28 protein-coding genes are annotated in these 26,504 nt (G+C 56.8%); 12 read left to right on the forward strand and 16 right to left on the reverse strand.

Annotation, left to right across the window (positions count from 1 at the left end):
- Window positions 1–42: 42 nt before the first annotated feature.
- The 6 genes from ACTJJI_RS20550 to sad form a co-directional block, all read right to left on the reverse strand.
- Window positions 43–1,035 carry a sensor domain-containing diguanylate cyclase gene (locus ACTJJI_RS20550; protein WP_014831922.1) on the reverse strand — a complete coding sequence of 331 codons (993 nt, stop codon included), beginning with the start codon at window positions 1,033–1,035 and terminating at the stop codon, window positions 43–45.
- Between the two features lie 176 nt (window positions 1,036–1,211).
- On the reverse strand, window positions 1,212–2,651 hold the full coding sequence (locus tag ACTJJI_RS20555) for a diguanylate cyclase (RefSeq protein WP_440655450.1): 1,440 nt from the start codon (window positions 2,649–2,651) through the stop codon (window positions 1,212–1,214).
- A gap of 107 nt (window positions 2,652–2,758) precedes the next feature.
- A complete protein-coding gene (locus tag ACTJJI_RS20560) occupies window positions 2,759–3,121 on the reverse strand; it encodes a DUF4186 domain-containing protein (RefSeq protein WP_014831920.1) in 363 nt (120 codons plus the stop codon).
- Complete coding sequence (glsB, locus tag ACTJJI_RS20565) at window positions 3,121–4,047, reverse strand: glutaminase B (RefSeq protein WP_014831919.1); 927 nt, start codon at window positions 4,045–4,047, stop codon at window positions 3,121–3,123. The genes ACTJJI_RS20560 and glsB overlap by 1 nt, the downstream gene beginning before the upstream one ends.
- Before the next feature lie 64 nt (window positions 4,048–4,111).
- A complete protein-coding gene (locus ACTJJI_RS20570; RefSeq protein WP_440655453.1) occupies window positions 4,112–5,701 on the reverse strand; it encodes a methyl-accepting chemotaxis protein in 1,590 nt (529 codons plus the stop codon).
- A gap of 117 nt (window positions 5,702–5,818) precedes the next feature.
- The gene (sad, locus tag ACTJJI_RS20575; RefSeq protein WP_440655455.1) at window positions 5,819–7,207 is read right to left on the reverse strand and encodes a succinate-semialdehyde dehydrogenase; all 1,389 of its coding nucleotides are present in this window, start codon (window positions 7,205–7,207) and stop codon (window positions 5,819–5,821) included.
- Between the two features lie 99 nt (window positions 7,208–7,306).
- On the opposite strand from sad, the gene ptrR reads away from it, so the two are divergent.
- A complete protein-coding gene (ptrR, locus tag ACTJJI_RS20580; protein ID WP_323282803.1) occupies window positions 7,307–8,185 on the forward strand; it encodes a putrescine utilization regulator PtrR in 879 nt (292 codons plus the stop codon).
- On the opposite strand, the gene ACTJJI_RS20585 is transcribed toward ptrR, so the two are convergent.
- From ACTJJI_RS20585 to dtnK, 4 genes are all read right to left on the reverse strand, one after another.
- On the reverse strand, window positions 8,139–8,621 hold the full coding sequence (locus ACTJJI_RS20585) for a GNAT family N-acetyltransferase (RefSeq protein WP_014831915.1): 483 nt from the start codon (window positions 8,619–8,621) through the stop codon (window positions 8,139–8,141). The genes ptrR and ACTJJI_RS20585 overlap by 47 nt on opposite strands.
- A gap of 82 nt (window positions 8,622–8,703) precedes the next feature.
- Window positions 8,704–9,465, reverse strand: coding sequence for a DeoR/GlpR family DNA-binding transcription regulator (locus tag ACTJJI_RS20590; RefSeq protein ID WP_014831914.1), 762 nt, complete (start codon window positions 9,463–9,465; stop codon window positions 8,704–8,706).
- Window position 9,466: 1 nt separating this feature from the next.
- Window positions 9,467–10,453: a D-threonate 4-phosphate dehydrogenase gene (locus ACTJJI_RS20595; RefSeq protein WP_163281133.1), complete on the reverse strand. Its 987-nt coding sequence runs from the start codon at window positions 10,451–10,453 to the stop codon at window positions 9,467–9,469.
- A complete protein-coding gene (dtnK, locus tag ACTJJI_RS20600) occupies window positions 10,446–11,663 on the reverse strand; it encodes a D-threonate kinase (protein WP_440655458.1) in 1,218 nt (405 codons plus the stop codon). The genes ACTJJI_RS20595 and dtnK overlap by 8 nt, the downstream gene beginning before the upstream one ends.
- 173 nt (window positions 11,664–11,836) lie before the next feature.
- On the opposite strand from dtnK, the gene ACTJJI_RS20605 reads away from it, so the two are divergent.
- The 6 genes from ACTJJI_RS20605 to ACTJJI_RS20630 all read left to right on the forward strand — a co-directional run bounded on the left by ACTJJI_RS20605 (window position 11,837) and on the right by ACTJJI_RS20630 (window position 17,684).
- Entirely contained in the window at window positions 11,837–12,985 is a 1,149-nt protein-coding gene (locus ACTJJI_RS20605; protein ID WP_046887465.1) for an iron-containing alcohol dehydrogenase, read from the forward strand.
- 14 nt (window positions 12,986–12,999) lie between these two features.
- The gene (locus ACTJJI_RS20610) at window positions 13,000–13,884 is read left to right on the forward strand and encodes a dihydrodipicolinate synthase family protein (protein ID WP_262787387.1); all 885 of its coding nucleotides are present in this window, start codon (window positions 13,000–13,002) and stop codon (window positions 13,882–13,884) included.
- A gap of 76 nt (window positions 13,885–13,960) precedes the next feature.
- Window positions 13,961–15,373, forward strand: a complete 1,413-nt coding sequence (locus ACTJJI_RS20615; RefSeq protein ID WP_440655461.1) for a sodium:solute symporter family protein — start codon at window positions 13,961–13,963, stop codon at window positions 15,371–15,373.
- Between the two features lies 1 nt (window position 15,374).
- The gene (locus tag ACTJJI_RS20620; protein WP_440655463.1) at window positions 15,375–16,538 is read left to right on the forward strand and encodes a sialidase family protein; all 1,164 of its coding nucleotides are present in this window, start codon (window positions 15,375–15,377) and stop codon (window positions 16,536–16,538) included.
- Window positions 16,535–17,005: a YhcH/YjgK/YiaL family protein gene (locus tag ACTJJI_RS20625; RefSeq protein ID WP_014831908.1), complete on the forward strand. Its 471-nt coding sequence runs from the start codon at window positions 16,535–16,537 to the stop codon at window positions 17,003–17,005. Before ACTJJI_RS20620 ends, ACTJJI_RS20625 begins: the two co-directional genes overlap by 4 nt.
- 1 nt (window position 17,006) lies before the next feature.
- Window positions 17,007–17,684, forward strand: coding sequence for an SDR family NAD(P)-dependent oxidoreductase (locus tag ACTJJI_RS20630; protein WP_440655465.1), 678 nt, complete (start codon window positions 17,007–17,009; stop codon window positions 17,682–17,684).
- On the opposite strand, the gene ACTJJI_RS20635 is transcribed toward ACTJJI_RS20630, so the two are convergent.
- Together ACTJJI_RS20635 and ACTJJI_RS20640 are read right to left on the reverse strand one after the other, a co-directional pair.
- Window positions 17,681–18,472 (reverse strand): PhzF family phenazine biosynthesis protein, encoded by a 792-nt coding sequence (locus ACTJJI_RS20635; protein WP_014831906.1) that lies wholly within the window; start codon window positions 18,470–18,472, stop codon window positions 17,681–17,683. The genes ACTJJI_RS20630 and ACTJJI_RS20635 overlap by 4 nt on opposite strands.
- A gap of 27 nt (window positions 18,473–18,499) precedes the next feature.
- The gene (locus ACTJJI_RS20640) at window positions 18,500–19,288 is read right to left on the reverse strand and encodes a PhzF family phenazine biosynthesis protein (RefSeq protein WP_047361935.1); all 789 of its coding nucleotides are present in this window, start codon (window positions 19,286–19,288) and stop codon (window positions 18,500–18,502) included.
- Window positions 19,289–19,463: 175 nt separating this feature from the next.
- Between ACTJJI_RS20640 and ACTJJI_RS20645 the strand changes: the two genes are divergently transcribed.
- Window positions 19,464–20,660: a sugar transporter gene (locus ACTJJI_RS20645; protein WP_014831904.1), complete on the forward strand. Its 1,197-nt coding sequence runs from the start codon at window positions 19,464–19,466 to the stop codon at window positions 20,658–20,660.
- Window positions 20,661–20,704: 44 nt separating this feature from the next.
- Here ACTJJI_RS20645 and ACTJJI_RS20650 read toward each other — a convergent pair whose 3' ends face one another.
- The gene (locus tag ACTJJI_RS20650) at window positions 20,705–21,370 is read right to left on the reverse strand and encodes a MarC family NAAT transporter (protein WP_440655468.1); all 666 of its coding nucleotides are present in this window, start codon (window positions 21,368–21,370) and stop codon (window positions 20,705–20,707) included.
- A gap of 256 nt (window positions 21,371–21,626) precedes the next feature.
- Between ACTJJI_RS20650 and marR the strand changes: the two genes are divergently transcribed.
- Genes marR through marB form a run of 3 tightly spaced genes read left to right on the forward strand, consistent with a single transcriptional unit; the run spans window position 21,627 to window position 22,713 of the window.
- Entirely contained in the window at window positions 21,627–22,061 is a 435-nt protein-coding gene (gene marR, locus ACTJJI_RS20655; RefSeq protein WP_014831902.1) for a multiple antibiotic resistance transcriptional regulator MarR, read from the forward strand.
- A gap of 20 nt (window positions 22,062–22,081) precedes the next feature.
- Window positions 22,082–22,462 (forward strand): MDR efflux pump AcrAB transcriptional activator MarA, encoded by a 381-nt coding sequence (marA, locus tag ACTJJI_RS20660; RefSeq protein ID WP_008502237.1) that lies wholly within the window; start codon window positions 22,082–22,084, stop codon window positions 22,460–22,462.
- A gap of 32 nt (window positions 22,463–22,494) precedes the next feature.
- Entirely contained in the window at window positions 22,495–22,713 is a 219-nt protein-coding gene (marB, locus tag ACTJJI_RS20665) for a multiple antibiotic resistance protein MarB (protein WP_096928013.1), read from the forward strand.
- A 37-nt stretch (window positions 22,714–22,750) separates the two neighbouring features.
- Here the strand turns inward: marB and eamA are convergent, their stop codons facing one another.
- Window positions 22,751–23,650 (reverse strand): O-acetylserine/cysteine exporter, encoded by a 900-nt coding sequence (gene eamA / locus ACTJJI_RS20670; RefSeq protein WP_014831900.1) that lies wholly within the window; start codon window positions 23,648–23,650, stop codon window positions 22,751–22,753.
- A gap of 194 nt (window positions 23,651–23,844) precedes the next feature.
- On the opposite strand from eamA, the gene ydeE reads away from it, so the two are divergent.
- Window positions 23,845–25,062, forward strand: a complete 1,218-nt coding sequence (gene ydeE, locus ACTJJI_RS20675) for an efflux MFS transporter YdeE (RefSeq protein ID WP_046887473.1) — start codon at window positions 23,845–23,847, stop codon at window positions 25,060–25,062.
- A 47-nt stretch (window positions 25,063–25,109) separates the two neighbouring features.
- On the opposite strand, the gene zinT is transcribed toward ydeE, so the two are convergent.
- Both zinT and urtE read right to left on the reverse strand, forming a co-directional pair.
- Window positions 25,110–25,748 (reverse strand): metal-binding protein ZinT, encoded by a 639-nt coding sequence (zinT, locus tag ACTJJI_RS20680; RefSeq protein WP_440655472.1) that lies wholly within the window; start codon window positions 25,746–25,748, stop codon window positions 25,110–25,112.
- A gap of 53 nt (window positions 25,749–25,801) precedes the next feature.
- On the reverse strand, window positions 25,802–26,500 hold the full coding sequence (gene urtE, locus ACTJJI_RS20685; RefSeq protein WP_014831897.1) for an urea ABC transporter ATP-binding subunit UrtE: 699 nt from the start codon (window positions 26,498–26,500) through the stop codon (window positions 25,802–25,804).
- Window positions 26,501–26,504: the final 4 nt, after the last annotated feature.

The following is a 26,504-nucleotide window of genomic DNA, read 5'->3' on the forward strand; positions in this document are numbered from 1 at the left end:
ACGCAAAGCGTTACTCAAAGCGTAGCCTAAACAGAGACATTGTCAGTGCGCGAATATTCTGTTCTTACCGTCCCGCTTGGCGCGGTACAGGGCGTTGTCCGCGGCCTGTAACCAGTCGGTTACGCTTTTCATCTCTCTTGTGGCACAGGCAATACCGATGCTGAGCGTGCAATGCACCGTCTCCTGAGCCACCTCCTTTTTCATTGCAGCCGCATCCATAATGCGCCTGGCGACAACATGAGCCTCTTCCAGGGTGGTATCCGGCAGCAGAACCACAAACTCATCGCCGCCAAGGCGTGCGGGGGTATCGCTCGGGCGCGTCGACAGATGCAAAATTTGCGAGACGGTCGCCAGCAATGCATCCCCGACCTTATGACCAAAACGATCGTTAACGTCTTTAAAATTGTCGATATCGATAAACATCAGGGCCGATTCACGGCACGTCTGACGCAGTTTATTCAGTTCGTGGTCAATCCGCTTTTCAAGCAGACGCCGGTTAGCAATATCCAGCAGCGGATCCATCATCGCGATCCGCTCAAGCTCCCGACTCTTGATCCGCAGACGCAGCGCAATGCTGTCCGTCAATATGCTCAGTGCCAGCAGATAAATCGCAATCAGCGGCAGCGTGGCAAACATGGTGCGCTGCGAAACGTACATCTCTACCGCCATCCCCTGCGTCAGCCAGCTCACCAGGAAAACGCCCAGCATGGTGATGGCCGCCTTTTTCATCAGCGTAATCCCCCCTGCCGAGAGCCGGTCGGTCAGCATAATGGTGGCAATGACTACCGACGGCAGCGGATTGACCGCCATCATGGCGATCCAGAACCCCCCGGCTCCGGCGTCCAGCACCAGATTCTGATGCTCAGTCACCAGAGGCATCGCCGAATTTCGCGCCCGATACCAGGCAAGCGTAGGCCAGATAAATGCGTTTATTGCCAGTAAACACATCAGCCAGACTGAACGATTCTGTTCAATCAGCACGGAGAGGATGGGGATAAAACAGAGAAACGTGCCGAGAATACGCATCAGATACATACGTTTGACAAACCGGCTTCCTGGTACACGAGGGCTTCTACTGAGTTTGTCAGCTGCATTCATTCTGCGAATTTTCCGATAGCTTTCTTCCGGTATCTTATTGACGTTAAAAATACCTAGCAAGCAATTTATCCGCTATTCGTTATGATTCATTCCCGGCAGAATGCAGGCTGCGCTCAGGTTTCACTCTCCGGTGTCGGGATAATGGGTTCGTCTGACACACGCGCACTGGTGCGATTTCTCCCCGCTTTTTTGGATCGATAAAGATGATCGTCTGCTTCGGCCATCAGCTTGTTGAAAATCTCAGTCAGTTGCCAGGACTCCGCCTTCCCGCATCCAAGGCCGATACTGACGGTCAGATAGAGGGTTTGCTGGCGCCAGCTAAACGGATGACCGGCAATGGTGACTCTGATACGTTCCGCCAGCGCAAAGCCGTGTTGCGCGTCACCGGTATTCACCACAACCGCGAACTCTTCCCCGCCCATACGCGCCACCATGCCGTCGTCTCCGACAACCTGCTGCACCTCGCGGGCAAACGACGCCAGCACGCGGTCGCCACACTCGTGCCCATAGTTATCATTGATGCTTTTGAAGTAATCGATATCCAGCAGCATCACGGTCAGAAAACGTGAATGCCGGTGCGCCTCTTCCCGCTTTAACGCCTCATAGAGCCCGGAGCGCGAATACACGTGGGTCAGAAAATCATAATCCGCACGCAACGACACCTGGTGGATCAGCGAATTAATGGCCGCCATACTGACGGAGACCATAACCGGACAGATAGCCATGGTGGCAATCCCCAGCCGGGCGGAGAACATCATCGGAGTCGAGAGCGGCGTGCCCACGGCGATATTGATAAAGGAGTTGGCGACCAGGACGATCTCCACGCCTCCGGTCAGAAACGTCAGCAGACAGGTCGCGGGCAAGGAGTAGCGGACCGCACACCAGATCAGCGCCGGTAGCGGAAAGGCAAGGCTTCCCGCCCCGCCAATCACCACCGATGCCATCACCGAGACAATCAACGCAATGACCGGTAAAAGTTGCTCCAGACGCAGCCTGAATGCCCGCGTCGGCATACTGACCGTGAGCATACACGGCAAAATGAGCACGCCCGTTGAGAACTGCTCGCTAAACCAGTCGGCAAACAGCGGCCAGAAGGTATGGCTGTCGATCCCCACCGACCCGGTCGCGCCGAGCAGCGCGCACAGTAAGGCGGCGATCAGACAGTAATTGAACAGCCGCAGCGCATTGATAGGATCGGGGGTTTTCTTCATCAATCGCTTATCACGCACCACCAGCAACGCGACAACGACGATAAAGATCATATTCGACAGGTTAATGACCACCGAGGCCATTCCCCAGTTGGTAGTGACGGCGTCGTACATCAGCATGGCAACATACGACACCGCATAGTAATGCAGACGATTAAGATAGGTATAACGGGCAAAGACGCCTGCCATCACGCCGTTCAGCGGCCAGAACAGCGACAAGGCTTCGACCAGACGTAACTCCGCACCAATAAAATAGAACAAGGTGGTGAGAATAAAGATACCCGCCGCATTACGCAGCGGCGATTCAGGTCGAAAGAGCGTGAAGGCAGAGGGGTCTGAACGCATTAAATATCATTCCATATAATAACTTATGGCAACTAACTGACCCGTCACCACGAGGGGAAATCACTTAACGTGCATCTATAACACAATTACAACAGGATCAGCACTCGTCAACTTTTGGTGTTCATTTGCAACACCAGCCAGTGATGGATCACGCCCACGATATAATGCTGTTGCTGCGCGGTGAGCTGAACACCTTGCGGAATGTTGTGCCATTTCGCCAGACAGCCGCGACAGCAGGTGGCGGTCGCATGCTGGGCTATAAACACCGGATGGCCGCGCATCGGCGTCTGTTTTCCGTCATTGGCGGGGTGAGCGGGCGCAAGACGCTGAGCAATAAAATCGGCGGCATGCCGATCAATGGTATCGGCACCCTTGTCCCAGCAGTACTGCCGTTCTTTGGTGCCTAAGCGAAAGCGCGACCGAAAGGTCGATCGCGCCAGGCGAGAAAAAAGCGGATCCAGATCAGACATCAGTAAACGGAACGTCCCAGGCGTTGGGTCAGTTGCTCCAGAACCGCCACACCGGCCAGTGAATTTCCCGTCTCATCCAGCTCCGGGCTCCAGACGGCGATTGCCATCTCATGCGGTACAATGGCGACCACCCCGCCACCGACGCCCGACTTGGCCGGAAGACCGACACGCCAGGCAAATTCTCCCGCGTTCTGATACATCCCGCTTGTCGCCATCAGGGCATTGACCTGACGCGCCTGCAGCGGTGAAACAACGTCCTGATTAAGATGCGGAGCATGTCCCTGGTGGGCAAGAAACAGGAAAGTCTGCGCCAGCTCCACACAGCTCATTTTCAGCGCGCAGTAGTGGAAATAGTTTTGCAGTACGGTCGCCACATCATTATGGAAATTGCCGAAGGATTTCATCAGCCAGGCGATGGCCGCGTTCCGCGCAGAGTGATCAAACTCCGAGCGAGCCACCACCGGATCGTAGGCAATGTCGTCAACGCCTGAAAGCTGACGAACGATTTCAAGCATGCGCTGACGTGGCGCGCTGAGACGGCTTTGCAGCATATCGCAGACCACCAGCGCCCCGGCATTGATAAAGGGGTTACGCGGTTTACCCTGTTCAATCTCAAGCTGAAGCAGCGAGTTAAACGGCTGCCCGGAGGGATCTTTACCTACCCGCTGCCAGATCTCCTCTTCCTCGTACTGCCGCATGGCCGCGACCAGACTCAACACTTTCGAAATAGACTGGATGGAAAAACGTTCCGTGGCGTCACCGGCCTGGTAACGCTGTCCATCGATCGTACAAATTGCAATACCCAGCTTATTCCCGCTGACCGAGGCAAGGGCCGGAATGTAATCGGCAACCTTCCCTTTTCCAAGTAACGGACGAACCTGCGCCAGAATCTCGTCCAGCATCTCATTATGGATGACCGCAGCCACTCTCTTTGCTCCTTGCCCTCAGGCTAAAACGGGCTGCGAGTATAACAGACGCTTATGAGTTGCGTCAGGCACTGAGACGAAAACGCGAAACGGCCTGCAATAAAAGATCCGACTGCTTGTGCAGGCGCTCAGAGGCATCGGACGCGTCAGAAACGAGGCTGTCGGTCTGCCGCGACACCTGATTCAGCGCCTGAAGCTGGCGCGTCATCTGATGAATACTCTCCCCCTGACTCAGCGTGGCCGCCGAGATCTCATTCAGCAAACTGCTTAATGTTCCCACCAGCCCCGTGACCTGCTGCAGGTTGTCTTCCAGACGGTTAACGGCCCGGGAACCGTCTTCGATCCCCTGAAGGGAACGGTTGATAAGCTCCTGAATGGTCTGCGTCGAGTGGCTGCTCTTTCTCGCCAGCAGCCCCACTTCCCGGGCGACAACGGCAAACCCGCGCCCCTGGTTTCCCGCATGGGCCGCTTCAATTGCCGCATTCAGCGCCAGAATGTTGGTCTGAAACGCGACGCTGTCGATCATCGCCACGATCCCCCGCATCTCTGAGGATCGGTCGACGATCGCCTGCATCGACGCATTGACGGTCAACATCATCTGATCCCCTCCCGCAGCGACCTGGCGCGCCTCATCCGCCCGCGAGCTGGCAAGCTTCGCATAGCCCGTGTTGCCTTCCACGTGGGTTTCCAGGGTCGCGATATGCGCCGTCACGTCTTCCAGCTCTTTGGCCTGACGCGCCGACTGGTGATACAGCTTTTGATTGCCCTGCGCCAGCGCACCAATGTTTTCCACCATGGAGGTGGTGGCATCGCTGACCTGGGTCACCAGCTGCTGTAGCCCGTGCTGCATGGTGGCAATACTGTCGCTGAGCTGTGCAATTTCACGGTTAAAACGCGTCACGCCAGGAGGGGTACCGGAAAGATCGCCTGCGGCCAGCCGGTTGATATGCGCAATCAAGCGCCGCAACGGGGTAATCACCCATCGGGACATCCCGAACCAGACGGCAACTGCAATAGCGAGCAACAGAACAGGCGCAAGCAGGAACAACGTTTGCAGACCGGAGAGCTGCGCCATCAACGACTGACGCCCTTTGAGCGCCTGCTTCTCGCTTGCTTGCTGATAGCGGGCATAGTTGTCATTAAAGTCGGTCTGAAACGCCTGCGCCGGCACGGCAAAAAACGCATCGATGGTGTTGGTTTTCACCAGCCCTTCCGCCTGCTCTTTTATCGCGCCGTAAAAAAGCTGATAGCTGTTCACCAGGGCGTCATCTTTTGGCGGATTAAGCGCCAGCCAGGCATTCCACGCCTGCTGCGACACGGCCAGCGCCTGTTGCGCGTCGTCCATCAGGCTGTGCCAACTGCCCTCGGAGCCGGTCTCTTTATCCTGCATAAACCAGACGCCGGAGCGGTTAAGCAGATCGCTTGCAGCCAGCAGGGATACGCGAGCCAGATCCAGCTTGCTCTGCTGCTGGTACGCCAGCAGGTTTTGCTGCTCGTTGCGTTGCGCTTCTTTCAGGGAGGCATTGAGCAGGAACGACGAGGAGAGTTGCAGGGCGGAAAAGAGGCCGATAATACAAAAGATACCGGTCAGCAGGCCAAACTGGCGGGGGATAATGTGCTGCGCAATACGACGATAAATTTGCGTTAGGTTCATAATTTTCTTCAGTAACAAGACGTTAGACGCGTGCGAGTCTACGAAACGAAAATGACAGAACCATTGCAGAGAAATGACAGAGACCCTCGTCGTCAGGGTCTCTGTAAGGAGGGCGGGTTACACTCTGTTCTTCCACACCGTCTGCACGTTACAGAATTCGTGCAAACCAAAGTGGGAAAGCTCGCGGCCAAAACCACTCTTCTTCACGCCGCCAAAGGCCACGCGCGCATCGCTGGCGCTAAAGCCATTGATAAACACCCCGCCGCACTCCAGCTCGCGGGAGAATCTCCCGGCCAGCGCTTCGTCGGCGGTAAACACCGTGGCAGAGAGACCAAAGTCGCTGTCGTTGGCAAGCTGCAGGGCATGTTCCGCATCCTTCGCCACCGTAATCGCCGCCACCGGGCCAAACAGCTCCTGACGGAAGGCGGTCATTGTCGGGGTGACATGGCTCAGCACGGTTGGCGCGTAATAGTTGCCCTCCCCGCTGATTTTCTCGCCGCCCAGCAGCAGCGTGGCCCCTTGCGCGTGCGTGGCCTGCACCTGCTGATGCAGTTCGTCACGCAGATCGAAACGCGCCATCGGACCAATATCATTCTCTTCCCGATCCGGTGCTCCCATCTTCAGCGCCGCCACCGCCGCAACAAAACGCCGGGTAAAGTCATCGGCAATACCCTCTTCGATAATAAAGCGCTTTGCCGCCGCGCAAACCTGTCCGGTGTTCTGATAACGTCCCGTGACGGCCGCGCGAACCGCCAGATCCAGATCGGCATCATTCAGCACGATAAACGGATCGGAGCCGCCCAGCTCCAGAACGCATTTTTTCAGCGCCGCTCCCGCCTGAGCCCCTATCGCCGCACCTGCACGCACGCTACCGGTGACGGTTACCGCTGCGATACGACGATCGTTGATCGCCTGACTCACGCCATCATTGGTGGCATTCACCCAGCCAAAGACGCCTTGCGCAATACCGGCATCAGCAAAGATTTGCTCAATCAGCTCTGCAGAACCGAGGACGTTCGGTGCGTGTTTGAGCAGATAGCTGTTACCTGCCAGCAGGATCGGCACCGCACCACGCAGCACCTGCCAGAGCGGGAAGTTCCACGGCATCACCGCAAGAATCGGCCCCAGCGGACGGTATTCAATGACCGCGTTTTGATTTTCCACCAGCGTGGGCTCCGCACGCAGCATCGCCGGGCCATGTTCCGCATACCAGTCGCACAGACCCGCAGATTTGGCCACTTCCGCCCGCGCCTGCACAATCGGCTTGCCCATTTCCCGGGAGATCATCTGCGCCATCTCTTCCCCACGCTGGCGCAGTGCTGCCCCCAGGTCGCGCAGCTTTTGTGCCCGGTGTGAAACGCTTTCCCCGCGCCACTGGCGAAAACCGGCCTCAGCCAGGGTGATTGCCTGTTCGACCTCTTCGGATGTGGCCCAGGGATATGCGGCCAGCGTCTCGCCTGTTGCCGGGTTAACAGAGAGGGCATGCGTAGCAGATGAATAAGTCATGATGTTCTCCACGTAATATCGGTTGATTGATTGTGGCCCACTCTGCTATTTCTTAAAAATGAATAATACTAACCACCTTATTCACGAATCGAGAATGCTATGGATTTAACTCAGCTTGAAATGTTTAACGCCGTTGCCCTGACCGGCAGCATCACCCAGGCGGCGCAGAAGGTGCATCGCGTGCCGTCTAACCTCACCACCCGCATCCGCCAGCTTGAGGCCGATCTCGGCGTTGAGCTGTTTATCCGGGAGAGCCAGCGTTTGCGGTTATCTCCCGCCGGGCACAACTTTCTGCGCTACAGCAAGCAGATCCTGGCGCTGGTTGACGAGGCGCGGATGGTCGTCGCTGGTGATGAGCCGCAGGGGTTATTTGCCCTTGGCGCCCTGGAGAGCACCGCCGCCGTGCGGATCCCGGAAAGTCTGGCGGCGTTTAACCAGCGCTATCCGCGCATTCAATTCGCGCTCTCTACCGGCCCGTCCGGAACCATGATTGACGGCGTTCTGGAAGGCACCTTAAGTGCGGCGTTTGTCGACGGGCCACTTTCTCACCCGGAACTGGAAGGCATGCCGGTTTACCGGGAAGAGATGATGCTGGTCACTCCTGCCGGGCATGCGGCGGTGACGCGCGCCGCGCAGGTAAGCGGCAGCGACGTCTACGCGTTTCGCGCAAACTGTTCGTATCGACGTCATCTGGAAAGCTGGTTTCACGCCGACCGCGCCACGCCCGGGCGGATCCATGAGATGGAGTCGTATCACGGTATGCTCGCCTGCGTGATTGCAGGGGCGGGTATTGCGTTGATGCCCCGCTCAATGCTGGAGAGCATGCCGGGGCATCATCAGGTAGAGTCGTGGCCGCTGGCGGAGAACTGGCGCTGGCTGACCACCTGGCTGGTGTGGCGTCGTGGGGCGATGACCCGCCAGCTCGAAGCGTTTATAGCGCTGCTAAACGAACGTCGACAACCAGAGCCTTCTCCATAAACAGGCTCAGCGGATCGTCGACATACGGCGCAAACGCCGGACGGCGTTCATATCCGCACTGCTCATACAGGCGAATGGCGGCATTTTGCTTGATCCCTGTCTCCAGACGCACGGTGTGGCAGTGACGGCTCAGGGCTTCATCTTCGAGGGCGGCCAGCAGCGTCTCGCCCAGATGTTGCCCGCGATGGGCCGGATCAATATAGACCCGCTTCATTTCTCCGGTACCGTCGCCATTCAGCACCACGGCACCACATCCCACGGCCTGCAGCTGCGGGTCGCGAATGATCATCAGGATAAGCGAGGCTTCAGGCAGCGCAGCCAGATCGAGCAGATGATTGCTTTCAGCGGGATAGAGCTCGCTCTGATAGCGGTCAAGCGCCGCAATCAGCTTGAGGATATCCGGATGACGGGCAGATTCAGAGGTAATGGAATACATGGCAGGCTCCTTGCTTTTTTTGTGACACCAGATTTCAACATAGCGTCTGCCATCTGTTCGGACTTCATAGTTTTAACTTATGTCATGACGCCAGCGTCAGGCGGGTCTCAAGCTGTTCCAGCTGGGCCCGGGCGGCTTCATCCAGCCTGCTGTCGGTGACGATATCCGTCAGGGTGTTCAGGTGCGCCACATTAAACAGCGACCAAGCACCGTATTTAGAACTGTCCGCCAGCAGCACCCGACGTTTGGCATTGGCAATCAAATCCCGCTTCAGCGCGGCCTTCTCTTCCGTGGGCGACGTGATACCGCGGGTAATATCCCAGCCATTACAGCTGACGAAAGCCACATCAGGCCAGACATTCTGCAACAGCCGACGCCCGTGTTCCCCGATACAGGACTGGCTCGAATCATCGATACGGCCGCCAATGATCGTCACTTCAATCTGTTTAAACTCAGAGAGAAACAGCGCAATGTGCAGATCGCTGGTGATGACGCGAAGCGGCAGATGCGTGAGCTGACGCGCGAGTTCAATCATTGTGGTACCGGCATCAAGCACAATGGCATCCCCCGCGTTAACAAAGCTCGCTGCCGCGCAGGCGATGGCATGTTTTTCTGCCAGACTACGCTGCATTTTTTCGGACGTGGTCGGCTGGGAAGGAATAAACCGGTTAAGGGTAACGCCGCCGTGGGTTCGGCTGATGACGCCCTCCTGGTCAAGCTTAATCAGGTCGCGGCGGATCGTCGCCGGTGAGGCATCGGTGATCGCCACCAGCTGATCCACCGTGACCAGGTTGTGCCCTTTGAGGTAATCCATTATCTGCTCTAACCGGTTATATCCCTTCATATTATTCCCGTGTAATTTGCATAGCCAACTGAATAGACACCGTCATGCTCTCCGACCTGGCTTTACCGGTCCATGCAATATCGAACGCGGTTCCGTGGTCTGCAGAGGTGCGGATAAACGGCAATCCGGCGGTGATATTCACCCCGTCGTAAAAGCCGAGCAATTTTAGCGGAATATGCCCCTGATCGTGATACATCGCAACGACCATGTCATACATTCCTTCGTGGCATTGCATAAATACCGTATCCGGCGGGCACGGTCCGGTGACGGTAACCCCCTGCGCCTTCATCGCCGCAACGGCCGGGCCGACGATTGTGATCTCTTCATCGCCAAACAGGCCATTTTCTCCCGCATGCGGGTTCACACCCGCGACCGCAATACGAGGTGCGCTAAAGCCCACCCGCTTCAGGAAGGTATCCGCAATGCCGATGACGGTTTTTACCCGATCCTGATTGAGCGTATCAAGGAATTTACGCAGCGCAATATGGGTCGTGATATGAATGACCTTCAGCCGATCGGTGTACAGCACCATAGCGTAGTCTTTGCTGTGCGTCAGATGGGCCAGCAGCTCGGTATGCCCGGGGTAGTGATGTCCGGCCAGATGCAGCGCTTCTTTATTCAGTGGCGCCGTGGCAACCGCTTTCACGTCCCCCGCCATCGCCAGTTCCGTCGCGCGCTTCACGCAGCGATAGGCTAAATCCCCCGCCTGAGCCTGAACCACGCCGGGCTTCAGGGCATCAGGGTCGGCCAGCGGTTCGTCCAGCACGTTAATCACGTTGGGTGCGAAACGAGCCTCGCTGACCTGCTTGATGATATGGATGTCAGCCTGTCCCACGATCCCATCATCCAGCACCCGCCTGAGCGTGCGGGCACAGCCCACCACGACAACCGGGGCTCCCGTTAATTCGCTCCCGGTGAGGGATTTGATAATGATCTCCGGGCCAATGCCCGCCGGGTCACCCATGGTTACAGCAATAATGTTAGTCACTCAGTCTCTCCTCGATAAAATGCAACACCTCAAGCAGCGTCTCTTCTTTTCCGAAGCCCCCTGCTTTGGTCATTACCGGCTGGTGCCAGGCACAACCCAGAAATTTGCCGTAAGGGACGCATCCTGCGACGCGCCCTGTAATTTCAAATCCTTGCGCATCAAGCGCGCTGGCGACGGCCATTGCCACATCGCCGCCTGAGACATACAACGCATCCGGCGGACATGCCGTCAGTGCCTCTCGGGTAATCTCTCCCAGAAAGGCGCAGATCGTTTCACCCAGTTCGGTCCGGGTCATTTGATACTGCGCGCAAAGCCGCTCAACCTGATGTCGCGCCTCATGGTCCGGGCAGATATGAACGAGGCAGTGACGGCCCGCCTTCAGGGCCTGCGTGATGCGCATGAGCGCCTTCGCCGTCTCCCCCTTCAGCACATCATTAACATCAATGAACACCGACGAAACCGCAGGCTCAGCAGCGGCCAGCGCAATCTGGCGCTGAGCGATCTCACTCATTGATCCCACCACCGCCAGCAGCTGCTGACGCTTCACGGGGGCGAGATGGCGTGCCAGCGCATCACATAACCCGGCAGACCCGACCAGCAGCGGTGTCTGCGGACAGGTCAGCGCGGCGCCAATAATGGCGTCCAGATCCTCGTCACACTGGGCATCGACGATGAGCCACTCCGTTCCCTGCGCCAGTTCGGCTGCCAGCGTGTTCACGGTCACGGATTGACAACTCACGTTGGTAAACAGGTCAGCAATAGTGGCAGACGGGACGGGCGTTTTCGGATCGCTGGCAAATTCGGTTTCATCCACCGGAATGCCGTTCACCAGACACCTGCCGTGGCGCGTGATCCGCCCTGCCGCGGGATACGCTGGCGCCACAATCACCTGCCGTTTGCCGCTTACTGCCTTAAGGACCCCTGTTTCTGCCCCTACATTGCCGCGCAGCGTGGAATCAATCTTTTTGATGAGCCAGCGCGCCTCCGCAATATCCGCCCCCAGTACGGCCACTTTTTCGGCCGCCTCTGCTGCCCTCAGCGCACGGGAATCGGTATTAATGACCAGTGCATCCACCATCTGGGTAAAGGGTGTGTGGAATGCCACGCTGACCTTCTTACCGCTCAGCGCCAGGCTGACACCCGCATCGTTTGCACCGGTAAAGTCATCTGCGACGACAACGACGTCTCTGAACAGGTTGTTTTCTTTCATTCCCACTCCGGGCTCGTTTTTCCTGTTAATGATTATATTCAATCATGATTGATTATATGTGAGCAAGATCAAGTTAATCAGTTTGCGAATAAATTATAAATTTAGCCACACGATGACCATGAAGCGTCTTAATTGAGCGAAATCAATCATGGACACACAGACAGGAGAAAAGCGTGGTTACCCTCAACAGCACCATTATTAGCGGCGCAAATGCGCTCGCCGCCATCAGGCCATTACTCACCGATAACGCGCAGCTCTTGCTGGTCACGGACGGCAACATTGCGCGTCTGGAGGCGGCAAAACAGATCCGTTCAATTCTTGAAGAGGACAACCGCCGCGTCACGGTGATTGACACGGTGCCACCTGAACCCTCCCACCACGATGTCAGCCAGTTGCTCGCGGGGTTAAACGGCGGATCGTTTGATGTTGTGGTCGGGATCGGCGGCGGTAGCGTACTGGATGTGGCGAAACTGCTCTCCGTGCTCTGTCACCCGCTGTCGCCGGGGCTGGACAGCCTGCTGGCAGGGGTAAAACCGATGGCACGTATCTCCTCACTTCTGATCCCCGCCACCGCCGGAACCGGGTCGGAGGCCACGCCGAACGCTATTCTGGCGATACCGGAGCAAAACACGAAGGTTGGTATTATCTCCCCGGTCCTGCTGCCCGATTACGTCGCCCTGCTGCCGGAACTGACCACCAGCATGCCCGCGCATATTGCCTCCTCTACCGGAATCGATGCCCTGTGCCATCTGATTGAGTGCTTCACCGCCACGGTCGCCAACCCGGTCAGCGATAACGCGGCGTTGACCGGGCTCGCTAAGCTGCTGAAGAACATTGAAACGGCCTGCGCTGAGCCGGGTAACCTGCTGGCAAAGCTGGAAATGCTGTGGGCCTCTTATTATGGCGGGGTCGCGATTGCGCATGCCGGCACACATCTGGTTCACGCCCTGTCTTATCCGCTTGGCGGGAAATATCACCTGCCGCACGGCGTGGCCAACGCCATTCTTCTGGCGCCCTGCATGCGTGTGGTTCGTCCCCACTGCGTGACAAAATTTGCGCAGGTCTGGGATCTCGTGCCAGGCGCGGACAGCAGCCTGTCCGATGACGAAAAATCTCACGCGCTGGTGGAGTACTTTGCCGCGCTGGTTCGTCGTCTCAACCTGCCGGACAACCTTGAGTCCCTGGGCGTGCCGCGCGAAGACATCGCTTCCCTGAGCGATGCCGCCCTGAACGTTAAACGGTTAATGAACAATGCCCCCTGTCAGGTGAATCACGACGAGGTGCAGGCGATTTACCGGACACTGTTTCCTGAACATGCATAGTCAAGGAGTAAGAAATGCGTAACAACATCAAGGGCGTGCTGACGGCCATCGTCACCCCCTTTGACGCGGAAGGCGAACTCAACCTTCCCGGCTTAACGCGGCAGATCGCCCGCCAGCTGGACGCCGGAAACGGCATTTTTTGCGGCGGAACCAACGGCGAGTTCTTTGTCCTGAACGAAGCGGAAAAAATCGCGGTCACCCGGACCTGTGTGGAAACCGTCGCCGGACGCGCGCCCGTCGTGGCGCATATTGGCGAAATCTCCACCCGCGACACTATCCGGCTGGGAAAACAGATCGCTGCGCTGGGTGTGGATGCGGTTTCCGTCATCACCCCTTACTTCGTGCCGCTGAAACAGGCTGAGCTCATCGCACACTACACCGCCGTCGCTGACGCGCTAACCGTACCGGTCTTTCTGTACAACATTCCGGCGAGGACCGGCAACACACTTGAGCCCGCCACGGTACGGGCGCTGGCCGAACACCCCAACATTTCAGGTATTAAAGACAGTGCCGGGAGCTATGAAAGCCTGCGCGGTTTCCTCAACGCGGTAAGCGACATTGATGGGTTTGACGTGCTGAACGGACCGGATTCACTGATCCATCAGGGCTTCGTCGACGGATGTTCAGCCTGTATTTCCGGGCTGGCGAACGTGGCACCAGCGGCGATCAACGCCATCTGGTCACGCTTTAACGCGGGTGATGTTGAAGGTTCCCGGCAGGCGCAGGAGCGCGTCACCCGACTGCGCACCGGGCTCTACAGCGTGGCGTTTTCCCCTGCCGCCGTTAAAAAGGCCCTGCAAATCATGGGCGAGGATGTCGGAGAGAGTCGCTATGCCGTGGCGTTTAGCGAGCAGCAGTGCCAACAGATTCGCCAGATAGTGACAACGTCACTTAGCTAAACGGCGTTGGTTTCGTCAATAAGAATACCGGGTACCTGAGGTGCCCAGGATTCACTCGCCCTGAAGAGAGGCAAAGATGAATAATTTTACCGCTGAAGATACCCTGATCATTGTGGGCATAGTCATTGCCTACATCCTGTTCACCACCTGGCTGACCTTCCGGATCCGCAGTAAAAACTCCGGGGACTTTATGGAAGGCTCCCGTGCGATGCCGGCGTTTATTGTCGGGATCCTGCTGATGTCTGAGTATATCGGCGCTAAATCCACCATCGGCACCGCGCAGGCGGCGTTTGAGGACGGGTTTGCTGCGTCATGGTCCGTCATCGGGGCCGCGATTGGCTTCCCGCTTTTTGGTCTGTTGCTGGTAAAACGCATATACAACACCGGGAAAATCACCATCTCGGGTGCGATTGCTGAAAAATACGGTAACAGCACCAAAAACATTATCTCCCTGATCATGATCTATGCCCTGCTGCTGGTTAACGTGGGGAATTACGTCAGCGGCGCAGCAGCCATTTCCACCGTACTGAAAGTCAATCTGCCCGTTGCCGCCTTCATTACGGCTATCGTCAGTACCTTCTATTTCGCCTTCGGCGGCATGAAGGGGGTGGCGTGGGTAACCGTGCTGCACAGTGCGCTGAAATACTTCGGCATTCTGGCCATCATGGGTTTTGCATTATCCAAAACCGGCGGTTTCACGCCGATGATCGAAAACATGCCTGACTTCTACTGGACCTGGGATGGCAACATCGGCGCGTCGACCATTTTCGCATGGCTCATCGGCACCATTGGCTCCATCTTCTGCACCCAGTTTGTGATCCAGGCCATCTCCTCCACCAAAGATGTTAAATCGGCTAAACGCTCCACCTGGGTCGCGTTCTTCTTCTGCCTGCCGATCGCGCTGGCCATTGCGGTGATTGGCGTGGCGGCAAAATACCTGCATCCGGAGATCGACAGCCTGTATGCGATGCCGATTTTCCTGCAGGATATGAACCCGTGGATGGCCGGTCTGGTAACCACCTCTCTGGTGGCGTCCATCTTCGTCAGCGTCAGTACCGTGGCGCTCGCCATTGCCTCCCTGGTGGTAAAAGATTTTTATGTACCGATGCGCAACCCGACGCCCGAGCAGGAGTTTAAGGCCACCCGCTGGATCTCCCTGCTGATTGGTTTCCTGCCGCTGATTTTTGTTCTGCTGGTGCCTGAAGTGCTGAAGCTGTCGTTCTTTACCCGTGCCATTCGTCTGTCAATTTCCGTCGTGGCGGTCATCGCATTCTACGCCCCGTTCTTCCGCAGCACCCGCGGAGCCAATGCAGGGCTGATCGGCGCCTGCGTTGTAACCTCCGTCTGGTATCTGCTGGGCGATCCGTTTGGCATTAACAATATGTACATCGCCCTGCTGACCCCTGCGGTCATCATGGTCATCGACCGTCTCATTCCGGGAAAGGCACAGGGTAAAGCGCCAACCCCCGTTGAAAACAATGGAGTCTGATATGTCTGTAACCGTAACCCGCGACGGGATTATTCGCCCACAACAGGATACTCGCGTGGAGGCGGCGATGCTGCCTTCTGCCTGCCCACAAAACCACGCGGCAAATCTGCTGCCGCTGCCGGATGGTTCGCTGATGTGCGTCTGGTTTGGCGGTACCCAGGAGGGTATAGCGGATATCTCCGTCTGGGGTTCGCGCCTGTCACCGGGAAGCCAGCAGTGGAGTGAGGCAGAAAAACTGTCGGACGATGCCACGCGCTCCGAACAGAACCCGGTTCTGTTCCTGGCGCCAGATAACGTGCTGTGGCTGCTGTGGACCGCGCAGGTGTCCGGCAACCAGGACACCGCTATTGTGCGCTATCGCCAGTCCCGGGATCTGGGTAAAACCTGGGGGGAGATCGCGACCCTGCTCGATAAACCCGGCACCTTTATTCGTCAGCCGATTGTCGTGCTGGAAAACGGGAACTGGCTGCTGCCGGTGTTTTACTGCCGCACCCGGCCGGGTGAGAAATGGGTCGGAAACGATGATATCAGCGCGGTGAAAATCTCCGAAGACGGGGGCAAAACCTGGCGTGATGTCGAGGTACCGGACAGCCTGGGCTGCGTCCATATGAACATCACCCCGCTGCGCAATGGCACCCTGGTTGCCCTGTTCCGTAGCCGCTGGGCGGATAACATTTATTACAGCCAGTCAACGGACAACGGCGAAAGCTGGTCCGTGCCGGAGCCCACGGTATTACCCAACAACAACTCCTCTATCCAGGTGACAACGCTTGCCAGTGGCGAGCTGGCGCTGGTGTTTAACTTCATGAGCGCCGCCGGGGCGCAGGAGCGTCGCACCTCGCTGTACGACGAAATTGACGATGGCGATGGCCGTAAAGAGCCGGTTGTGACCCACGGTCGGGCCGCCTTCTGGGGTGCCCCGCGTGCGCCGATGACCGTCGCCATTTCGCCGGACGGAGGCAAAAGCTGGCCGTGGCAACGGCATCTGGACGAGGGAGACGGCTACTGCATGACTAACAACTCCCTGGAGAAACTGAATCGTGAGTTTTCCTATCCGAGCATTAAACAGAGCCCGGATGGCAGCCTGCATATCGCCTACACCTACTTTCGTCAGGCCATAAAATACGTACGGGTGACGCCCGAGTGGGTCAAGGAGTCAGCATGATTATCGGACATCTCAACGCCCTGCCGCTGGCAGGGTTACCGCCAGTGTTGTATGCCCTGCTGTCCCGCCCGGACTGCACGCTGCAGGCGCTTAGCGAACGCGACGACGGCCGCTGGCAGCCGGACAATGCCCCCTGGTTTTGCCAGATTGGTCCGGCGCAGACGCAACCGCGCGCGGAGCGGCATACGGAGTACCATCACCAGTGGGCGGATATTCAGGTTGTGCTGGCGGGGGAAGAACTCATCTATGCCGGCGCGCGCCCTATCGGCAAGCCGAATGACGAAGAGCGTAAAGCGGACCTGTTCATTGCCCGCTCACCGGCACACAGCGTCGGCATCCGCCTTGGCGCGGGTGACTTTGCGGTCTTTTATCCTGGAGAACCACACCAGGCGCTGTGCGCCAGCGGCGCACCGATGACCGTGCGCAAAGCGGTGTTTAAAGTTCCTCGTTCAATGCTGGAGGTCTGACATGCGTCACGCCGTCGTGACCGGAGCCAGCTCCGGAATTGGTGAGGCCATCGTTAAGCGTTTACTGGCGGAAGGCTGGCAGGTCACCGGACTCAGCCGCCGTGCCGTGATGCCGGATACCCCTGGCTTTACGGGGTTACGCGTGGATATCACCGACCCTGAGGCGCTGAACAGCGCCCTGCACGCCATCGCGACACCGCAGGCGGTGATCCACGCCGCCGGAATGATGGCCGCCGCCCCACTGGGGCAACTGGACAGCAGGGTTGGCGCGTCACTGTGGCAACTGCACGTTCAGGCCTGCGAAGCCCTGTTTAACCATTTCGCGCCCGCTATGGCCGCCGGTGGACGATTTGTGGCGATTGGCAGCAGAACCTCCCGCGGGGCGGCAGGCCGTTCGCAGTATGTTGCCACCAAGGCGGCGATGATAGGGATGGTCAGAAGCTGGGCGGCGGAACTGGCCCCGCGTGGGATCACCGCGAACGTGGTCGCGCCGGGGGCCACCCAAACGCCGATGCTTAGCGCTCCGGGGCGAGAAAGCTCACCGCCCACGTGTCCGCCCATCGGCCGTCTCATCACGCCAGAAGAGGTCGCGGGGCTGGTGAATTTCTTGCTCAGCGATGAAGCCGCCGCCATCACGGGCCAGGAGATGGTGATATGCGGCGGCGCCTCGCTCAGCTAGCGCAGGAAGATTCGCCCTTTCAGATAGAGCGTCGCCTGGCCGCCAATCAGCACACGGTCGCCCTTCAGTTCGCAGCGCAGATCCCCGCCACGGTACGAAACCTGGCGGGCGTTCATCGACGTTTTGCCCAGCTTCTCGCTCCAGTACGGTATCAGCATGCTGTGCGTGGATCCGGTGACCGGATCTTCCGGTACCCCTTCGCCCGGGCAGAAGAAGCGGCTGACGAAGTCATACTCCTCCCCCGGAGCCGTCACGCAGACCATTTTCCCCAGCGGCGCCATCGCTGCAATATCCGGGGTTAAGGCTTCCACCTGTTGCTGGCTCTCCAGCACCACCATGTAATCCCGTCCGACGCGGACCTCTTTAGCCTGGGCTATCCCCAGCGCGCTGAACAGGCCTGGCGGTGGATTGTCAACCATCTCGGTCGACCACGCAGGGAAATTGAGCGTCAGCCAGTCGCCGCTGCGTTTCACCGTCAGCTCACCCACGAAGCGCGTGGTGAAGGTGATTTCGGTATGCGGATAATCAAGGTATTCGAAAATCACGTGGGACGCCGCCAGCGTGGCGTGGCCGCACAGATTAATTTCATGCAGCGTAGTGAACCAGCGCAGCTCGAAGCCGGTGTCGGTACGCACGAAGAAAGCTGTTTCGGACTGGTTATGCTGCTGCGCCATTTTGAGCAGCGTCTCATCCGAAAGCCACTCTTCCAGCGGGCATACCGCCGCGGCATTGCCGCCAAACGCCCTGTCGCTGAAGGCATCCACCAGATAAAAATCAATTTCCTGCATTGTCTTTTCCTCTGTTGTTATAGGTATTTAGCGCAGAAAAACTGTGCCTTTCAAATAGAGTGACGCCTGCCCGCTCATCAGCACGCGCGAACCTTTCAGCTCGCACCGCACATCGCCACCCCGCGCGGACACCTGACGGGCAAACAGCGTGGTTTTACCCAACGTCTCACTCCAGTAGGGAATGAGCATCGTGTGTGCAGAGCCGGTCACCGGATCTTCCCAGACGGCAACGCCGGGTGAGAAGAAACGGCTGACGAAGTCATAATCCCCGTCGCCCCGCGCCGTAACGGCAACTTTATGTTCGCCTGGCGTCATGGCCGAAATAGTCGGTGTGAGCGCTTCAACCTGCTGGCGATCCTCCAGCACCACCACCCAGGCACGCCCTTTTCGGGCTTCGATGTAGTGGCTTATCCCCAGCGCCGCCAGCATCTCCGGCGGGGGCGTCTCTTCCTGTGTCGGGCATGCCGGGAAATCCAGCGTCAGCCAGTCCCCCTCCCGGCTCACCGTCAGGCGACCGGAAGCCGTTTCAAAATGGATACGCGGGTCTGGATAGTCCAGCTCACTGAACAGGACGTGAGCCGCAGCAAGGGTGGCGTGACCGCACAGGTTGACTTCGGTGAGCGTGGTAAACCAGCGTAGCTCAATGCCCCCTTTCGTACAGACGAAAAATGCGGTTTCCGACTGATTATGCTGTTGCGCCATTTTCAGTAACGTTTCGTCCGGCAGCCACGCTTTCAGCGGGCAAACGGCAGCCGGATTTCCGCCAAATGACACATTGCTGAACGCATCGACCAGATAAAAATCAATCTCCTGCACTGTCTTACCGCCTGTTTTTATTGGAGTGTTCCTTTATATTCAATGAAAACCACGCCCCCGGCTACCGCTTTGATAAGGTAAATATTGAGATCTGCATCACATAATGGTTGAGTTCTCGCCGTTCAAGGCTTTAAGATCGTCTCCTCTTCTTTAGCAACGAATCTCCGACATCCCTATGACAACGAACACAGTTTCCCGCAGGGTTGCGTGGCTACGCGTGGTCACGCTGGCTATCGCCGCGTTTATTTTCAACACCACAGAATTTGTTCCGGTTGGGCTGTTGTCTGACATCGCAGAAAGTTTCCAGATGGAAACGGCGCAGGTGGGCATTATGTTGACCATTTACGCCTGGGTGGTGGCATTGATGTCGCTGCCGTTTATGCTGCTGACCAGCCAGATGGAGCGCCGTAAGCTGCTGATCGGGCTGTTTGCGTTGTTTATCGCCAGCCACGTGCTGTCGTTCCTGGCGTGGAATTTTACGGTGCTGGTGTTAAGCCGCGTCGGGATTGCCTTTGCTCACGCCGTTTTCTGGTCGATCACCGCGTCACTGGCTATCCGGCTGGCGCCCGCGGGGAAACGCGCTCAGGCGCTGAGCCTGATTGCCACCGGGACCGCTCTGGCGATGGTGCTGGGCCTGCCGATTGGCCGCATCGTGGGGCAATACTTCGGCTGGCGTACCACGTTCTTCGCCATCGGTATGGGGGCGCTGATTACCCTGGTTTGCCTGATGAAACTGCTGCCGAAGCTGCCGAGCGAACATTCCGGCTCGCTGAAAAGCCTGCCGCTGTTGATGCGTCGTCCGGCACTGCTGAGCATTTATCTGCTTACCGTCATCGTGGTCACCGCCCACTATACGGCCTACAGCTACATTGAGCCGTTCGTTCAGGTCGTGGCCGGCTTCAGCGCCAACTTTGCCACCCTCCTGCTGCTGCTCCTTGGCGGGGCAGGCATTATCGGCAGTATTCTGTTTGGTAAGCTCGGCAATAAACACGCTTCAACGCTGGTGAGCAGCGCCATCGGTTTGCTGCTGGCGTGTCTGCTACTGCTGATGCCCGCGGCGGGCAGTGAAAGCCAGCTGGCGATCCTCAGCCTGTTCTGGGGCGTGGCGATCATGATTATTGGTCTCGGGATGCAGGTGAAGGTGCTGGCCCTCGCGCCGGATGCCACTGATGTGGCGATGTCGCTGTTCTCGGGCATTTTTAATCTGGGGATTGGCGCGGGTGCGCTGGTGGGCAATCAGGTGATCCTGCATGTCTCCATGTCGGCGATTGGCTATCTGGGGGCCATTCCGGCCGTGGTGGCGCTTATCTGGTCGGTGTTGATCTTCCGTAAATGGCCGGTGGCGCTGGAGGAACAGGCTCACCACGGGTGATGTCTGTTTGTGCCGGGTAAGCGCAGCGCCACCCGGCAAACACATCAATGATAGGTCTTAATAATCTCCAGCACGCCGTTAATAATAAACTGCACGCCCATACACACCAGCAAGAACCCCATCAGCCGGGAAATCGCCTCGATACCGCCCTTGCCTACCCAGCGCATAATCGCCCCGGAGCTGCGCAAGGAGGCCCAGACAATTACGCCGACCAGGGCAAAAATAAGCGGGGGTGCAACGGTCAGTACCCAGTCCGGGAACGTAGCGCTGTCACGCACCGTCGAGGCGGAACTGATGATCATCGCAATAGTCCCCGGCCCCGCTGTGCTCGGCATGGCTAACGGCACAAAGGCGATATTCGCGCTGGGTTCGCTTTCCAGCTCTTCGGATTTGCTTTTCGCTTCAGGCGATTCATGCGCTTTTTGCGCCGGGAACAGCATGCGGAAACCGATAAAGGCCACAATCAGCCCCCCGGCGATGCGCAGACCAGGAATGGAGATCCCGAAGGTATTCATCACCAGCTGACCGGCGTAGTAAGCAACCATCATGATGGCGAACACATACACGGAGGCCATCATCGACTGATGATTGCGCTCTGCGCTGTTCATATTCCCTGCCAGCCCCAGAAAGAGCGCTACCGTCGTTAACGGGTTAGCCAACGGCAGTAACACCACCAGCCCAAGACCAATTGCTTTAATCAAATCCACCATAATGTGTCGTTGTCCTTATCCATATTTACCACCGCAATTATAGGGTGAAAGTGTGACGTTGAGCCATGCACTCAACGTAACGATTATTTTCATCCGGGAACGATAACCCTGCGTTATCTGTATGATTTGAAAGACCCCAACAAAAGTTCATGAAACGTTTTAGCAATTCGTGGCATCCGCAGATCCATTCAGTTGACTTATACTTGCCTGAGCAATAATATCTGCCGTGACTAAACTACTTGCCAGGGCAACCATTGTGAAAAGCACCAGTGATATCTTCAACGACGTTGTTCCACTGGGTCGTCTTATTCATCTGGTTAACCAGAAAAAAGACCGCCTGCTGAATGACTATCTGTCGCCGCTGGATATCACCGCAACACAGTTTAAAGTGCTGTGCTCCATTCGCTGTCAGGTGTGCATCACCCCGGTTGAATTAAAAAAGGTGCTCTCTGTCGATCTGGGCGCGCTGACCCGCATGCTGGATCGTCTCGTCTGTAAAGGATGGATAGAACGAAGCCCTAACCCGAATGACAAGCGCGGCGTCCTGGTGACACTCACCAGCGACGGTGCGGATATGTGTGAGCAATGTCATCAATTAGTAGGACAAACACTGCATCAGGAACTAACAAAAAACTTAACGGCAGATGAAGTGGCAACGCTTGAGCTTTTGCTTAAGAAAATACTGCCGTAAACAGAAAAAGAGGTATGACGATGTCCAGACGCAATACTGACGCTATCACCATTCATAGCATTTTGGACTGGATCGAAGATAACCTGGAATCGCCGCTCTCCCTTGAAAAAGTGTCAGAGCGTTCAGGTTACTCCAAATGGCACCTGCAACGGATGTTCAAAAAAGAGACCGGTCATTCATTAGGTCAATATATTCGCAGCCGCAAGCTGACGGAAATTGCCCAAAAACTGAAAGAAAGCAATGAACCGATCCTTTATCTGGCGGAGCGTTACGGATTTGAATCGCAACAAACCCTGACGCGTACGTTTAAGAACTACTTCGACGTGCCGCCTCATAAGTATCGAATCACCAGCGTGCCGGGTGAATCCCGATACCTGTATCCGCTAAAACATTGTAGTTAATCATCGCCTGTAAAGACGTAACCGAGGAAATCATGAACCTTACCGCCTCCGCCGCCCTCGCCTTGCTGGTGCTGTTTTCCAGCCAGACCTTCGCGGAGCAAACACCCCGTGCAACGCAGCAAAATAATCATGATACGATGATTTTGCCGTCAGCACATGACCGGTCTCCCTATGATTTCAACCACATGGGGACTGGTAGCGACAAATCCGACGAATTAGGCGTGCCTTATTATAATCAGCACGGCTTCTGATTCGTTTTGCCCCGCCGATGCGGGGCTTTTTTCTGCCCTATCCCCGCACCCGCGTCGCCCGACGCACGCGCAAGCCAAACACGTTGATATACAGTCCGGCCATGATCAACACCGCCCCCAGCAGCTGTAATGCACTTAGCTTCTCATCCAGCAGGATTGCAGCGCTGGCCAGCCCGACGACCGGCACTAGCAGCGATAACGGCGCCACGCGCCAGGTTTCGTACCGCCCCAGCAGTGAACCCCAGATACCGTAGCCCACAATGGTGGCGACAAACGCCAGATAAACCAGCGACAGAATGGTGGTAAGGTCGATTTCAACCAGACTCTTCAGCATCACCGCGTGGCCGTCAAAAATCAGCGACGCGACCATAAACGGCACCACCGGGATCAGTGCGCTCCAGACCACCAGCGACATCACCTGCGGGCGTGCCTCATGCTGCATAATCAGCTTGTTGAAGATATTGCCGCAGGCCCAGCTCAGACCCGCCGCCAGCGTCAGCATAAAGCCCAGTAACGCCACATGCTGACCGTTCAGGCTGGCCTCAATCAGCACCAGCACGCCAAACACGGCTAAAGTGATCCCCGCCAGTTGTTTACCCTGCAAACGCTCGCCGAAGACAAATGCGCCAAGAATGATGGTAAAGAACGCCTGCGCCTGCAGTACCAGCGAGGCCAGCCCGGCCGGCATCCCGAATTTGATGGCACAGAACAGAAACGCAAACTGGCCAAAGCTGATGGTCAGGCCATAACCCAGCAGCAAGGTAAACGGAATTTTCGGGCGGGCAACAAAGAACAGTGCCGGGAACGCCACCAGCATAAAACGCAAGCCTGCCAACATCAGTGGGGGCATGTTATGCAATCCCACTTTAATGACCACAAAATTGAGTCCCCATACGATGACCACCAGCAATGCCAGCAGTCCGTCTTTACGCGTCATACCCTGCCCCTGATTTATTAATAATTTGTTAACACTTGAAGGTAACAGAAAAAAGCGCGTTACGAGAAGATCATTAATTCTGGCAGGCAGCTGAAGCACTTACGGATAAATTAGCCGCTATACAAGCCTCTTATGTCGTGATACTCCTTTTAGGACACAACTAAAAAAAGCATAAGCATTTGTCGGGCAGGAATATGAAACCATCTCTCAGGCGCTCAACCGCAGCGCTGCTGGCATCGTCATTGTTGTTAACCATCGGTCGTGGGGCCACGCTGCCGTTCATGACGATTTATCTCACGCGTGTGTTTAACATGAGCGTCGGGAATATTGGTTATGCCCTGACCATTGCGTTAACCATCGGCGTGGTATTCAGTCTGGGATTTGGCATTCTGGCCGATAAGTTTGATAAAAAGCGCTACATGCTGATCGCCATCGTGGCGTTTATCGCCGGTTTTGTGGCGATCCCGCTGGTCAATAACGTCACGCTGGTGGTGCTCTTCTTTTCGCTGATCAACTGCGCCTATTCCGTGTTTTCGACGGTGCTGAAAGCCTGGTTCTCTGACGTGCTGACCTCCAGTGAAAAAGCCCGCGTGTTTTCGCTGAACTACAGCTTTCTGAATATCGGCTGGACGGTCGGGCCGCCTCTCGGCACGTTTCTGGTGATGTACAGCCTGCAGCTGCCGTTCTGGCTGGCCGCGTTCTGTGCCGCCCTGCCGCTGGGGTTTATCCATTTCTTTGTGCAAAAAAGCGTTGCGTTAGATACCGCTGAGCAGAAGACAACGTGGCAGCCGTCGGTATTGCTGAAAGATCGGGCGTTATTCTGGTATACGCTCTCTGGCCTGCTCGCGTCATACGTCGGCGGGTCGTTTGCGAGCTGCATTTCGCAGTATGTCCTGGCCGCGCATGCAGACAGTGATTTCGCCGAAAAGGTGGTCGCCGTGGTCCTGCCCGTCAACGCCGCCGTGGTGGTGACGCTGCAGTACGCACTCGGTCGTAAGATCTCTGCCAGCAATATTCGCCCGCTGATGACCGCCGCGACGCTGTTTTTTATCGTGGGGCTGGGGGGCTTTATGCTCTCCGGGGAAAACCTGATTTACTGGGGCATCGCTGCCGCCATCTTTACGCTGGGTGAGATTATTTATGCGCCGGGTGAATACATGCTGATCGACAACATCGCCCCGCCGGGAATGAAAGCAAGCTACTTCTCCGCCCAGGCGCTGGGCTGGCTTGGCGCGGCAGCTAACCCGATGATCACCGGCATTATCCTGACCAACCTGCCGCACTGGTCATTGTTCGTGATTATGATGGCCGCCATTGTCGTTGCATGGTTGATGATTTTGCGTGGCATGAGCGTGAAAAATGAAGATAGCGTGTCGGGTGGCGCTGCGCTTACCCGACCGACAAAACCCTAATCGCAGGCCGGGTATGGCGTAGCCGTCACCCGGCCTGCAATAAAGCATCAGTGGTGCAACATCTCCTCCACCACCTGCTCTTTGTACATCTCGTTTGGATAATAGGTCGGCCAGTTATCCATCTCTTTCAGCAGCGCCTCGTGAGAGGTATTGCCCATAAAGATGTGGAAGTGGGAAGAGGCTTTTGGCGCAATGGTGTGGTCGCTGAACTGAACAAACTTCGGCGCCTTGCTGCCCGCGTCCTTACACTCAAACAGATAGCGAACACCTTTTTTGCCTGACGCGTAGGTCAGAATTTTGTAGCCGCTGTAATCATACTCACAGCGGCTGACCTCTTTACCTTTGTGGAATTCCATGACGTTATTTTCGATGCTGATAGCCTCCACGTCGGTGGCGTACCCCGTGCGGTAATAGGCTTTGATCTCGTCGAAGGTTTTATTGTCCTTCTGCGCCTTCTTTCTGAAGACCGGGTCCAGCGAGCCATCCAGCAGGAAGGGATAAACGGACTGCCAGGTGCCATCCCAGTCGGACAGTTTCCGGTCCTTAACGTCTTTATCTGCAAACACGCCGTTTGCCGCCTTTTGCTCCGCTTCGGTCATCTGGTGACCGTGTGAGTGGGCAAACAGTTGGCCGCTGACCAGCAGCGCCCCCAGAGTCATCGCAAATTTTCCAATATGTGCAGCCACAACAGTATCCTCACTCCGTTTTTATAAGAATGAGGATGTTATATTATAACATTTCAGATCGCAACCCGTCCGCGAACGCCCTCCTGCGCCATGTTTTCTCCCCGTCCTCGCTGGATAATAGTGCCGCGAGACATCAGCAGATAGCTGTCTGCCAGCGCTGCCGCAAAGTCATAAAACTGCTCAACAAGCAGGATCGCCATGTCCCCCCGGTCTGCAAGCTGGCGGATCACGTGGCCAATCTCTTTGATTACCGAGGGCTGAATGCCTTCGGTGGGTTCATCGAGGATCAACAGCTGCGGACGGCTCGCCAGGGCGCGTCCAATCGCCAGCTGCTGCTGTTGTCCGCCAGAGAGATCGCCTCCGCGTCGGTGCTTCATCTCTTTTAATACCGGGAAAAGCTGCCAGATCTCCTCCGGGACATGCTTTGCATCGCGGGCTGAGAAGCGCGACAGCCCCATGAGCAGATTCTCCTCCACGGTTAAGCGCGGGAAAATCTCACGTCCCTGCGGCACATACGCGACCCCAGACTGTACCCGCTGGTGCGGCTTGCTGTGGGTGATCTTTTTCCCCTGCCAGATAACCTCACCCGTTTTCGCCGGGATCAGCCCCATCAGACACTTCAGCAGCGTGGTTTTCCCCACGCCGTTGCGCCCCAGCAGGCAGGTCACTTCGCCGGTAATGGCCTCAAAGCTCACGCCGCGCAGAATATGGCTTCCACCGTAGTATTGATTCAGTTCGTTAACCTGTAACATCAAG

Source organism: Enterobacter sp. 22466 (assembly GCF_052044775.1).
Lineage (GTDB): Bacteria > Pseudomonadota > Gammaproteobacteria > Enterobacterales > Enterobacteriaceae > Enterobacter > Enterobacter dissolvens.